The 11,902-nt window shown below is 60.8% G+C and carries 11 protein-coding genes; 6 read left to right on the top strand and 5 right to left on the bottom strand.

Features of this window, described 5'->3' with window-relative positions:
* Window positions 1-126 precede the first annotated feature (126 nt).
* Both H7847_RS01100 and H7847_RS01105 read right to left on the bottom strand, forming a co-directional pair.
* Window positions 127-1,335: a Coenzyme F420 hydrogenase/dehydrogenase, beta subunit C-terminal domain gene (locus tag H7847_RS01100; protein WP_227267534.1), complete on the bottom strand. Its 1,209-nt coding sequence runs from the start codon at window positions 1,333-1,335 to the stop codon at window positions 127-129.
* Complete coding sequence (locus H7847_RS01105) at window positions 1,335-2,096, bottom strand: NAD kinase (protein WP_227267535.1); 762 nt, start codon at window positions 2,094-2,096, stop codon at window positions 1,335-1,337. Before H7847_RS01105 ends, H7847_RS01100 begins: the two co-directional genes overlap by 1 nt.
* 222 nt (window positions 2,097-2,318) lie before the next feature.
* On the opposite strand from H7847_RS01105, the gene glyA reads away from it, so the two are divergent.
* Window positions 2,319-3,614: a serine hydroxymethyltransferase gene (glyA, locus tag H7847_RS01110; protein WP_227267536.1), complete on the top strand. Its 1,296-nt coding sequence runs from the start codon at window positions 2,319-2,321 to the stop codon at window positions 3,612-3,614.
* 90 nt (window positions 3,615-3,704) lie between these two features.
* Here the strand turns inward: glyA and H7847_RS01115 are convergent, their stop codons facing one another.
* Entirely contained in the window at window positions 3,705-4,073 is a 369-nt protein-coding gene (locus H7847_RS01115; protein ID WP_227267537.1) for a hypothetical protein, read from the bottom strand.
* Between the two features lie 85 nt (window positions 4,074-4,158).
* Here H7847_RS01115 and H7847_RS01120 point away from each other — a divergent pair, with 85 nt between their 5' ends.
* Together H7847_RS01120 and carB are read left to right on the top strand one after the other, a co-directional pair.
* A complete protein-coding gene (locus tag H7847_RS01120) occupies window positions 4,159-4,914 on the top strand; it encodes an alpha/beta fold hydrolase (RefSeq protein ID WP_227267538.1) in 756 nt (251 codons plus the stop codon).
* Between the two features lie 258 nt (window positions 4,915-5,172).
* Window positions 5,173-8,532, top strand: a complete 3,360-nt coding sequence (gene carB / locus H7847_RS01125; RefSeq protein ID WP_227267539.1) for a carbamoyl-phosphate synthase large subunit — start codon at window positions 5,173-5,175, stop codon at window positions 8,530-8,532.
* A 74-nt stretch (window positions 8,533-8,606) separates the two neighbouring features.
* Here the strand turns inward: carB and H7847_RS01130 are convergent, their stop codons facing one another.
* Window positions 8,607-8,828 carry a hypothetical protein gene (locus H7847_RS01130; RefSeq protein WP_227267540.1) on the bottom strand — a complete coding sequence of 74 codons (222 nt, stop codon included), beginning with the start codon at window positions 8,826-8,828 and terminating at the stop codon, window positions 8,607-8,609.
* Between the two features lie 198 nt (window positions 8,829-9,026).
* Here H7847_RS01130 and H7847_RS01135 point away from each other — a divergent pair, with 198 nt between their 5' ends.
* Window positions 9,027-9,317, top strand: a complete 291-nt coding sequence (locus tag H7847_RS01135; RefSeq protein ID WP_227267541.1) for a hypothetical protein — start codon at window positions 9,027-9,029, stop codon at window positions 9,315-9,317.
* Between the two features lie 100 nt (window positions 9,318-9,417).
* Window positions 9,418-10,542, top strand: coding sequence for a beta-ketoacyl-ACP synthase III (locus tag H7847_RS01140; RefSeq protein ID WP_227267542.1), 1,125 nt, complete (start codon window positions 9,418-9,420; stop codon window positions 10,540-10,542).
* 16 nt (window positions 10,543-10,558) lie between these two features.
* Here the strand turns inward: H7847_RS01140 and H7847_RS01145 are convergent, their stop codons facing one another.
* On the bottom strand, window positions 10,559-11,023 hold the full coding sequence (locus H7847_RS01145; protein ID WP_227267543.1) for a hypothetical protein: 465 nt from the start codon (window positions 11,021-11,023) through the stop codon (window positions 10,559-10,561).
* A gap of 285 nt (window positions 11,024-11,308) precedes the next feature.
* Between H7847_RS01145 and H7847_RS01150 the strand changes: the two genes are divergently transcribed.
* A complete protein-coding gene (locus H7847_RS01150) occupies window positions 11,309-11,902 on the top strand; it encodes a thymidine kinase (RefSeq protein ID WP_227267544.1) in 594 nt (197 codons plus the stop codon).

The following is an 11,902-nucleotide window of genomic DNA, read 5'->3' on the forward strand; positions in this document are numbered from 1 at the left end:
TGGTCTCTCCTTCGTCTTGCGTCTCAGTTGAGCCAAGCACATGGTCGTCATATGCTCTTGGAAGGACAACCCGCGCGCCCGACAAAAAGTTCCCGGAAATCTGACATCAATTAACGGGCCAGAGAGTTACTCTTCTTTTTCAGGATGTTGCTCTGTTTCTTCTGGCGTCAGATCATAAGGGGCCGCGATCTTCCAGACATGCTCAGGCACCATGTTCTTCATCTTTGCCGGTTCCTCCCGGCGCAGATGGAGGATCGTCTCGGCGGCTTTCATCTCCACCCGGGCGCGGGCGAATTCGAGACCGCGCGGGCCGATCCGGGGTTGCAGCCAGCTTACAATCGGGCGCAGCCAGTCTGGCATCCGGCGCAACGGCAGCCCGCCCGCCGCCCGCGCCGTATTTGCAATGAACCCTTTAACCGCCGAGGCGCGCTTGCCAGCCGAGCCCGGTTCGGACAAGACAACGCGGTCGCCCAGACCCTCCAGCATTTCCGCGCCCCGCGCGTTGCGCACCACAACCCATTGATCGCCTTCGCCCGCCATGTAGCCGACGGTAATATCTGCCAGCACATTGGTATAATCCACGCAGGTCCGGCAGGTCAGTGGAAAGAAATCGCGCGGCAGATCGGAGATGGGCAAGGACAGAAACGGGATCAGCCGCTGACGCCCGTCGGCATAGCGCAGTTCGACCTTGTAGTCTGCGCGAAACTCCAGATAGGTGATGCTGCCCGGCTCTTCGTCCAACAGCGCCAGAAAGCTGTGAAAGTTTTCGGTCGTGGTATTGTCCGAACAGGGCGTGCCAATGACATAGAGCCGCTCCAGCCCAAGGTCTGCCTCGAGCTGGCGCAACGCGTAAATCTGGCACGGAATTCCAATGACAGCCAGCCGGGTAAAGCCTTCCGCCTGCGCCTCCTCCAACAGCGCCAAAAGCGGCGCGTAGCCCATCCGCATCCCTCGCGCCCGCGCCATGTCTGACGGATCGGTGATCATCGCAGGTCTGGGCCGCCAGACATCCGTATCGTCCGGGACCATTGTCAGCACCGCCTGAACCTTGTCGCGTGCCAGCAGATCTGCGGCCAGGGAGGTGGTGATCCCGGTCCATTGTGCGCCATCTTGCGGGGCCGCCATGCGGGCGCGGTGCATCGACCTGAAAGGGCCAAAAAAGGTTTCGTCACCGCCGCCACGCGCCCGACCGTGCACGGCCTGCTCCAGCCCAGGATAGTCGGGCGCAATGAACTGACAGGCTTTGCCGCAGGCACTTGGGTCGGCCATGCGCGACACCCCGCAATCGGTGCACAGACCGCGCGGGGCCGGATCACGGAAGGCGGGCGTCTTCATCAGGTAAACTGCTCGTTGATAAGCCGTTCCTCCAGCCCGTGACCGGGGTCAAAGAGGATGCGATGCGACACAGACGGTTCGGATCGTATTTCAACGGATGTCACGCCCATCACCGATTGTGCATCCGCCTCCGCCATCACCGGGCGTTTGTCCGGCTCCAGCACATCAAAGCGGACAACCGCATTGGTGGGCAGTAAAGCACCGCGCCAGCGTCGGGGGCGAAAAGCGCTCATCGCGGTCAGCGCGAGAACCTCAGAGCCGATGGGCAGGATTGGCCCGTGCGCGGAGTAATTGTAGGCGGTAGAGCCCGCAGGCGTGCTGACCAGCGCGCCGTCACAGACCAGCTCCGCCATGCGCAAGCGGTTATCAACCGTGATCTTGAGCTTGGCCGCCTGCGGACCTGAGCGCAACAAGGACACTTCATTGATGGCAAGTGCCTGCCGGGTCGTCCCATCTGCCGTCACGGCTGTCATGCTGAGCGGGTTGATGACAGCCTCTTCTGCCGCCGCAAGACGGACGGTCAGATCGCTTTCGGCGTAGGTGTTCATCAGGAAGCCGATGGTGCCCCGGTTCATGCCATAGACCGGGGCGGACAGTTTCTGCGTGGCATGCAGGGTCTGCAGCATAAAACCATCCCCGCCAAGCGCCACGATCACCTCTGCCTCTTTCATGGGCACATCGCCATAGCGGGTCACGAGGGCCGCGCGGGCCGTCTGGGCAACATCCGCGCGGCTGGCGGTAAAGGCGATCTTATCGAGCATCTGGTTTCCGATCGGGGTCTTATTGATCCGAAACAACCACATATGCCCCCTGTTGACCAGTATCGCTGCGGTCCCTCTCCCTTTGAGTGGATTGCACCGCAGCGGCGCGCCCTTTAAAGAAGGCGCAGCTATTCCAGCAATCGCCGCTTTACCACCTTCCCCGGCACCCTAGTTTCCGATAGGAAACGGCCCATTGCAATCCTGTCCAAGGGAGACACCATTATGAATGCCCCGCACCGCGCCCCCGGTTTTTTCACAACCTCTCTGGCTCAGAGTGATCCGGAGATCTTTGCCTCCATCACGGATGAATTGGGCCGCCAGCGCGACGAAATCGAGCTGATTGCCTCCGAGAACATCGTCTCGGCCGCCGTGCTGGAGGCGCAAGGCTCCATCATGACCAACAAATACGCCGAAGGTTATCCGGGCCGGCGCTACTATGGCGGGTGCCAATTCGTGGATGTTGCCGAAAACCTCGCGATTGAGCGGGCCTGCGACCTCTTTGGTTGTGGGTTTGCGAATGTGCAGCCGAACTCGGGCAGCCAGGCAAACCAGGGGGTGTTTCAGGCGCTGTTGCAGCCTGGCGACACGATCCTCGGCATGTCGCTGGACGCTGGCGGCCACCTCACGCATGGCGCGCGCCCGAACCAGTCGGGCAAATGGTTCAACGCGATCCAATACGGCGTGCGTCGCGCAGACAACCTGCTCGATTACGATCAGGTCGAAGCCCTTGCCAAGGAGCATCAGCCCAAGCTCATCATCGCGGGTGGCTCGGCCATCCCGCGTCAGATCGACTTTGCCCGCATGCGCGAGATCGCCGATATGGTGGGGGCCTATCTGCACGTTGACATGGCGCATTTTGCAGGTCTGGTGGCCGCGGGCGAGCACCCCTCGCCGTTCCCGCACGCGCATGTGGCCACCACAACCACGCATAAAACCCTGCGCGGCCCGCGCGGCGGCATGATCCTGACCAACGACGAGGCGCTGGCCAAGAAGTTCAACTCCGCCATCTTCCCCGGCATTCAGGGCGGCCCGCTGATGCATGTGATCGCGGCCAAGGCCGTGGCCTTCGGGGAGGCGCTGCGGCCCGAGTTCAAAGGCTATATCAGCCAGGTCATCACCAACGCGCAGGCATTGTCGGATCAGTTGATCAAAGGCGGGCTTGATACGATCACCCACGGGACAGACACCCATGTGGTGCTGGTTGATCTGCGCCCCAAGGGCGTGAAGGGCAACGCCACGGAAAAGGCGCTCGGCCGCGCCCATATCACCTGCAACAAGAACGGCGTGCCGTTCGACCCGGAAAAGCCGATGGTGACCTCCGGTATCCGTCTGGGCAGCCCGGCAGGCACGACCCGTGGCTTTGGGGAGCCGGAATTCCGTCAGATCGCGGACTGGATCATCGAGGTCGTGGACGGTCTGGCCGCCAACGGAGAGGAGGGCAACGGGGCCGTTGAGGCAAAGGTCAAAGCCGAGGTGGCGGCGCTCTGCGCCCGGTTCCCGATGTACCCCAATCTGTAAACCTCGCGCCTTAACCTTTAGGACGCCGGAACCCCATCAGCCCCGCAGCCTTGTTGCGGGGCTTTCTGTTTGTCTGAAAGGGACCGGTCCTCAGATCAGCTCGCGCCATCGCAGCAGCACACTCACCAGCCCCCCAAAGAGCAGCAGGTTCAACACGATCCCGGCGAGTGTGTTCAACCGCCGGGTCTTGCGCTCCTCCGCCGGATCAAGCTGTTGCAGATGCGTTGCGAGATCCTGATAGGCCTGCTCGAGCGGCGGTCCATCGATCCGCCGGGCAAGCTTGGGATGCGCGGCCCAGGTCTCGGCCTCCACCCAGAGTGCCGCTTGCTTTCGCAAACGCCGGGGGAGCCGCCGGCCTGCGCGGCGAACCGCCTGTTCAAGACTGGGTGCGCTGACCCCCATCTGTTTTTCGATCATTGCCCGCAGCAGCTGCGCTTTCTGTGCAACATCACTCGCCATTTGCATCAGTTTTCCTCTACCTCGCGTTTCACGCCCTGCCACAATCCTTCTGGCAGAGCCGCGTAAAATCCGCTAGCCCTGCCCCATGCTCAGCTATTCGGAATTTGGCGATCCCTCTGCGCCCCCGGTGATGATCGTGCACGGCCTTTATGGATCGGGCCGCAACTGGAGTGTGATTGCCAAGCGGCTGTCCGATGCCGCGCGGGTCTATACGGTTGATCTGCGCAATCATGGCCTCAGCCCCCATACCGCGACCCACAGCTATCCCGAACTGGCGCAAGACCTTGCCGAGCTGATCGCGCATCTGGGCGGTCCGATGCGTCTGGTGGGCCATTCCATGGGCGGCAAGGCGACCATGACCCTGACCCTGACCCAACCGGCGCTGGTGTCGGGCATGATCGTCGCAGACATTGCCCCTGCCCCCTATACGCACAGCCAGATGCCCTTTATTCACGCCATGCAAGCCGTCGACCTGAGCACGGTCAACCGCCGGTCCGACGCCGAGGCGCAGCTGGCCGCACAGGGCGTCGCGCCTGCCTTGTGCAGCTTTTTCACACAGTCGCTGGATCTGACCGAAAAACGCTGGCGTCTGAACCTCGACACGCTCGCGGCCGAGATGGACAAGATCATGTCCTTTCCCGATCTCACCGGCAGCTATGAAAAGCCGGTCCTGTTTCTGACGGGCGCGCAATCGGACTATGTGCTGCCAGAGCACCGTCCGGCCATCAAAGCCCTATTTCCCAAGGCACGCTTTGCCAAGTTGCGAGGCGCGGGACACTGGTTACATGCCGATCAGCCGCGTGCCTTTGAGGCGGCCGTACGCGCTTTCATGGCAGCCTGAGTGCCGAATTTGCCGACAGGCAGACCGGGTCGCTGTGATGACCCGACCTCGAGCCTGTATATGCCAATCACAACGCCTTTCTGGCAGAGAACGAACACGCGTTTGGTGCCCCCAGGGGATGTTGGAAGAGGCGCCTGACGCATCCCTCGGGGCTGCAGAGGCAAAAATACGGCGTCCCCCTTGCGCCGGGCCTGCGCTTGCCTATAACGCAGAACAATTTGGACACACGGGGGTGTTCAAAAACCAAGGGGCCGCACCATGCCGAAAAGAACCGACATCAACTCCATCATGATTATCGGTGCAGGCCCCATCGTGATCGGGCAAGCCTGCGAATTCGACTATTCCGGCGCGCAGGCCTGCAAGGCCCTCAAGGAGGAAGGCTACCGCGTCATTCTGGTCAATTCCAACCCCGCGACGATCATGACAGACCCCGGGTTGGCGGATGCCACCTACATCGAGCCCATCACCCCCGAGATGGTCGCCAAGATCATCGAAAAGGAACGCCCCGATGCGCTGCTGCCGACCATGGGCGGGCAAACCGGGCTGAACACCTCGCTTGCGCTGGAGGAAATGGGTGTTCTGGACAAATTCGGCGTCGAAATGATCGGTGCCAAGCGTGACGCCATCGAGATGGCCGAAGACCGCAAGCTTTTCCGCGAAGCGATGGACAGGTTGGGCATCGAAAACCCGCGGGCGGCGATTGTCACGGCCCCCAAGGACAAGAATGGCAAAAAGGATCTGGCCGAAGGGGTGCGTCTGGCGATGGATATCCTCGAAGAGGTGGGGCTGCCCGCCATCATCCGCCCCGCCTTTACCATGGGCGGCACCGGCGGCGGGGTTGCCTATAACCGGGACGACTATGAGGCGATCTGCCGATCTGGCATGGATGCCTCGCCCGTAGGGCAGATCCTCGTCGATGAGAGCCTGCTCGGTTGGAAGGAATACGAGATGGAAGTGGTGCGGGACACCGCGGACAATGCTATCATCGTCTGCTCCATCGAGAACGTGGACCCGATGGGCGTGCACACCGGCGACAGCATCACCGTCGCCCCGGCGCTGACGCTCACCGACAAGGAATACCAGATCATGCGCAACCACTCCATCGCGGTTCTGCGCGAGATCGGGGTGGAAACGGGCGGCTCGAACGTGCAATGGGCCGTGAACCCCGCCGATGGCCGCATGGTGGTGATCGAGATGAACCCGCGCGTCTCCCGCTCCTCCGCGCTGGCCTCCAAGGCCACGGGCTTTCCCATCGCCAAGATCGCGGCGAAACTGGCCGTCGGCTACACGCTGGATGAGCTCGACAATGATATCACCAAGGTGACCCCGGCGAGCTTTGAGCCGACAATCGACTATGTCGTTACAAAAATCCCGAAATTCGCCTTTGAGAAGTTTCCCGGCAGCACGCCCGATCTGACCACGGCGATGAAATCCGTGGGTGAGGCGATGTCGATCGGGCGCACGATCCACGAGTCGATGCAAAAGGCGCTGGCCTCCATGGAAGAAGGCCTCACCGGGTTCAACGAGATCGACATTCCCGGTGTCAACGCAGGCCCTTGGGCGACGGAAGGAGCCGACAAGGCTGCCATCGTCAAGGCGATCAGCCGACAGACACCCGACCGTCTGCGCACGATTGCGCAGGCCATGCGTCACGGGCTGAGCGATGACGACATTCACGCGGTCACGATGTTTGATCCTTGGTTTCTTGCCCGCATCCGCGAGATCATCGAGGTTGAAAAGGCGCTGCGTGCCGACGGGCTGCCCGAGAGCGCCAAGGGGCTCCGCCATCTCAAGATGATGGGATTCACCGACGCGCGTCTGGCGGAGCTGACAGGACAGACCGAACAGGACGTGCGCCGGACGCGCCTGTCGCGCGGGGTCACGGCAGTTTTCAAACGCATCGACACCTGCGCCGCCGAATTCGAAGCGCAAACCCCCTACATGTATTCCACCTATGAAACCCCGGTCTTTGACGAGGCGGAGTGCGAGGCCCGCCCAACAGCCCGCAAGAAGGTTGTCATTCTGGGCGGCGGACCCAACCGCATCGGGCAAGGTATCGAGTTCGACTACTGCTGCTGTCACGCCTGCTATGCGCTGACCGACGCAGGCTTTGAGACGATCATGGTGAACTGCAACCCCGAGACGGTCTCGACCGACTACGACACCTCCGACAGGCTCTACTTTGAGCCGTTGACGTTTGAACATGTGATGGAGATTCTGCGGGTGGAGCAGGACAATGGCACGCTGCATGGCGTCATTGTGCAGTTCGGCGGCCAGACCCCGCTGAAGATTGCAGCGGCCCTGCATGCCGAGGGTATCCCGATCCTGGGCACCACCCCCGACGCCATTGATCTGGCCGAGGACCGCGAGCGCTTCCAGCAGCTTGTGCAGGGGCTTGGCCTCAAGCAGCCGCGCAACGGGATTGCCCACTCGGATGCAGAGGCCCTTGAGATCGCGGCAGAGATCGGCTTCCCCCTGGTGATCCGCCCCTCCTACGTGCTGGGCGGGCGCGCGATGGAGATCGTGCGCGATCAGGCCAACCTTGAGCGCTACATCTCTGAGGCGGTTGTGGTCTCGGGCGACAGCCCTGTGTTGCTCGACAGCTATCTGGCGGGAGCCGTTGAACTGGATGTTGATGCGCTCTGTGATGGCAAGGATGTGCACGTGGCCGGTGTCATGCAGCACATCGAAGAGGCCGGGGTACATTCAGGCGACAGCGCCTGCTCCCTGCCGCCCTACTCGCTCTCGCGTGAGACCATCGCAGAGGTCGAAAAACAGACCTTTGCGCTGGCCAGGGCATTGCACGTCGTGGGCCTGATGAACATTCAGTTCGCCATCAAGGAGGGTGAGATTTACCTCATCGAGGTCAACCCCCGCGCCTCGCGGACGGTGCCCTTCGTGGCCAAGGCGACCGACAGTGCCATTGCTTCTATCGCCGCGCGGATCATGGCGGGAGAGCCGCTGTCGAACTTTCCCCAGCGCGCGCCCTATGATGCCAATGCGGCCTATGAGGATGTCCTGCCGCTCGGCGATCCGATGACGCTGGCCGATCCGAACATGCCGTGGTTTTCCGTCAAGGAAGCGGTCCTGCCCTTTGCGCGCTTTCCCGGCGTGGACACGATCCTTGGTCCCGAGATGCGCTCGACCGGCGAAGTCATGGGCTGGGACCGCGATTTCCCCCGCGCGTTTCTCAAGGCACAGATGGGCGCGGGCATGGTGCTGCCCTCCGAGGGTTGCGCGTTCATCTCCATCAAGGATGCAGACAAGACCGAAGACATGCTGAGCACGGCGCGCATTCTGCTGGATCAGGGCTTTACACTTGTGGCCACGCGCGGCACCGCCAAATGGCTGGTCGATCACGGCATGGCCTGCGGCGTGGTGAACAAGGTTTACGAGGGACGCCCCGATGTCACGGATATGATGAAGGACGACGCGATCCATCTGGTGATGAACACCACCGAAGGCGCGCAGGCGGTGGAGGATTCACGGTCGATCCGCTCGATAGCGCTTTACGACAAAATCCCCTATTTCACCACGGCTGCGGCCAGTTATGCAGCAGCGCTTGCGATCCATGCGCAGGCGGATGGTGATGTCGGTGTTAAGGCTTTGCAGGGCTGAGGGGCGGTTTTGGTGACTTGGTGACGCCAGCCACGCCCTTGCATCGAAACCTGCATGCGGAAAAAGGCTGCTGCTCAGGCACAAAGCGACAGGAAAAGTTCCCAGGCATACTGCAGGCCCGGCAGGTCAAACACATGGTGGGCGACCTGCAAAGCGGCAACGGCACCGCCGGCCCAGCAAAGGGCAACAGATGCCCGGAGCATTAATGCCTCTCTGTCGTTCTCCCGGAATGCCGCATAGAGCCGAGGGCCAGCCATCAGGTTGTCGGACAAGGATATATCAGCGGATCGTTTCATCAAGGCATTCTCCTCAAAGGCTCTTTCACCTTGGGCTCGCTTTATGACCAAATATTGGCGAGTCTTGGTTAATTCCTTGCGGGAGACTGGACCCAAAGCAGCAGAATCCCGCGCAATCCGGAATACCTTTCTGCCTAGCTGCGGGGTCGTCTCAGCGTCGCCCCGTTGAAAATCCGATATTTGAAAGAGGGTCTTGCCGTGCGATTGGTATTGTTCATCTCCAGCTTTGGCCTGCTTCTGGCCTGCGCCCCTGATCCCCTGACCAAGACTTCGCTCCCCTTCTTTGGTGGCGGCTACCGTGCGGACGGCGACCAATGTCGACGTCTGGGCGAGAGCGCGGCAACGGCTGAATATCTCGATCACACGGCGGACCTCGTGGGGTGTCCCGAAGCGATGGAAAACCTCGGTGTTTTCGTAACGGAGACCGACGCGATCGAGGTCTTTCGCCAGGACGGCTATATCGTCTATTCGGTACCGAATGGCGGATAACCTCTGAGACACCGCGCCCTCGACGCTGCGTCATATCGCACTTCCGCTTGACCCTAGGGCAGATATCCGGTCAGAACTGCTGGATTGTCAGAGGCCAGATATGCATACACCAGCGATTACCGGAACCGGTGTCTTTACACCGGAAAACACGATCAGCAACGCCGAACTGGTTGCGGCCTTCAACGCCTATGTGGACCTCTACAACGCTGATCATGCGGCTGACATCGCGGCAGGAAGGCTGGCAGCAAAGGAATACTCCTCCGAGGAGTTCATCCTCAAGGCTTCGGGCATTCAGCAACGTTATGTGATCGACAAATCTGGAATTCTCGACCCGCACGTCATGCACCCGCTGCTCGAACAACGTGCAGATGAGGCCCCCTCTCTGATGGCCGAAATGGGGCTTGATGCGGCCCGCAAGGCCCTTGCGGAGGCGGGAAAAACGGCCACCGACGTCGATCTGGTGATCTGTGCGGCGTCCAACATGGAGCGGGCCTACCCAGCGGTTGCGATCGAAATACAGGAGCTTCTGGGCGTTCAGGGCTTTGCCTTTGACATGAATGTCGCCTGCTCGTCCGCCACTTTTGGCATTCAGGCCGCGGCAGACATGATCCGCTCGGGCAGCATCCGCGGCGCATTGGTCATCAACCCCGAGATTTGCTCGGCCCACCTGGAATGGCGCGACAGGGATTGCCATTTCATTTTCGGTGACGTGGCGACAGCAACCTTCATCGAACGGGCTAAGGCGGCCTCAGGCGCGTTCTTTGAGGTCAAATCCACACGTTGTGCGACGGTTTTCTCCAATAACATCCGCAACAACAACGGATATCTGCGGCGATCCCGTCCTGCCGGCATGGCAGACCGGCGCGACATGCAGTTCATGCAAAACGGACGCAAGGTTTTCAAGGAAGTGCTGCCAATGGTCTCCGATCACATCGCAGCGCATATGGCGGCAGAAGGGGTTGCGGCGGACGATCTGAAAAGGCTCTGGCTGCATCAGGCCAATAAGACGATGAATGATTTCATTGGCCGCAAGGTTCTGAGCCGCACACCAAAGGCGCATGAGCAGCCTAACATCCTGCAGGACTATGCAAACACGTCTTCCGCCGGGTCGATCATCGCGTTTTCCAAATACTCCTCGGATTTGACAGAAGGCGATACGGGCCTGATCTGCTCATTCGGTGCAGGGTATTCTGTAGGGTCCGTTGTGCTCCAAAGACACGGGTAAAGATGCCGGCAAAGGATCACACCGCCCCGTGGTCCTGCTCAAGATGCAGCTTGATGTCGATCAGGACCTGTTGCAGCAGGGTTGTTTCTTTCAGCAGACGTTTGGCCTCGGTCACGGTGATTTTACCGTCGTCCATGGACTGCTGATATTCTGCCATCAGCATCGCAAAGCGCTGGCTGAGGGCGATGACATCAGCGTTGACGCCGCCCGGACGCTCCTGATTGGGACGCCGTTCGTCGTAGTGCAGCGAGGTGCCTGAAAGCTCTGCCAATGCCCCGGTGACATGCGGATACCGCGCCGCCTTTTCTAGCAGCGCCACCGCTTCGATTGGCATAAAGCGATCTCGGTGCTCGTCATGATCCGAATAATACCGCCCCAGTGTCGCCTTGGATTTTCCGGTCAGGGCGCAGGCCTGTTCGATGCCGACGTCTTTCACCAGTGTTTCGGTGTGCTTTTTCAGATATCCGCCGACAGCTGTCATCCATGGGTCTCCTCTATGCGGCACCGATTACGCCCTCTTTACGGCCAGAACGCAACGCTTTCACCCATTAATCAGATGTTTGGGAAATGTCGTTTATAACAATAATCCCAGCTGTTCGGGGGATGACGAGTAACCGGCAAGACCCGCCGCCGGTTTTGGTTAGGGGCCACTTCGCGTTCTGCCGACTGGGAACCGGCAGGTCAGTCCACAATGACAGTCGCGCGATGGCCTGTTCCCGATACGGCCCGCGCTTGCAGCGCCCCGCCCGTGTGCTTATCAAGCGCCATGGCCAAGCTCTATTTCCACTACTCTACGATGAACGCGGGTAAATCGACCGTCCTGTTGCAAGCCGCACACAACTACAAAGAGCGCGGGATGGCGCCCTACCTGCTGACCGCGCGCTTCGACAACCGGGCAGGCGACGGGCGCATCGCTTCGCGCATCGGCATCGGGGAGCCAGCCGATACCTTTGATGACACCGATGATCTCTTTGCCAGGCTGACCGCGCGCCTGGAGACAAGCGCTGTCGCTTGCGTCTTTGTGGATGAGGCGCAATTCCTGACCGAGGCACAGGTTTGGCAACTGGCCCGTGCAGTCGATGACCTGAAGGTCCCGGTCATGTGCTTTGGTCTGCGGGTCGATTTTCGTGGCAAGCTCTTCCCGGGCTCAGCCACACTGCTCGCCCTTGCGGATGAGATGCGGGAGGTCCGAACCATCTGTCATTGCGGCAAGAAAGCCACCATGGTCATCCGGCAAGACGCCGATGGCATTGCCCTGAAGGATGGCGTGCAGGTTCAGATTGGCGGGAATGAGACCTATGTCTCGCTCTGTCGCCGCCATTGGCGCGAAGCGGTGGGGGACAGAGCCTCAACGTCCTAG

Source organism: Roseobacter weihaiensis (assembly GCF_020622345.1).
GTDB classification, from domain to species: Bacteria; Pseudomonadota; Alphaproteobacteria; order Rhodobacterales; family Rhodobacteraceae; genus Roseobacter; species Roseobacter weihaiensis.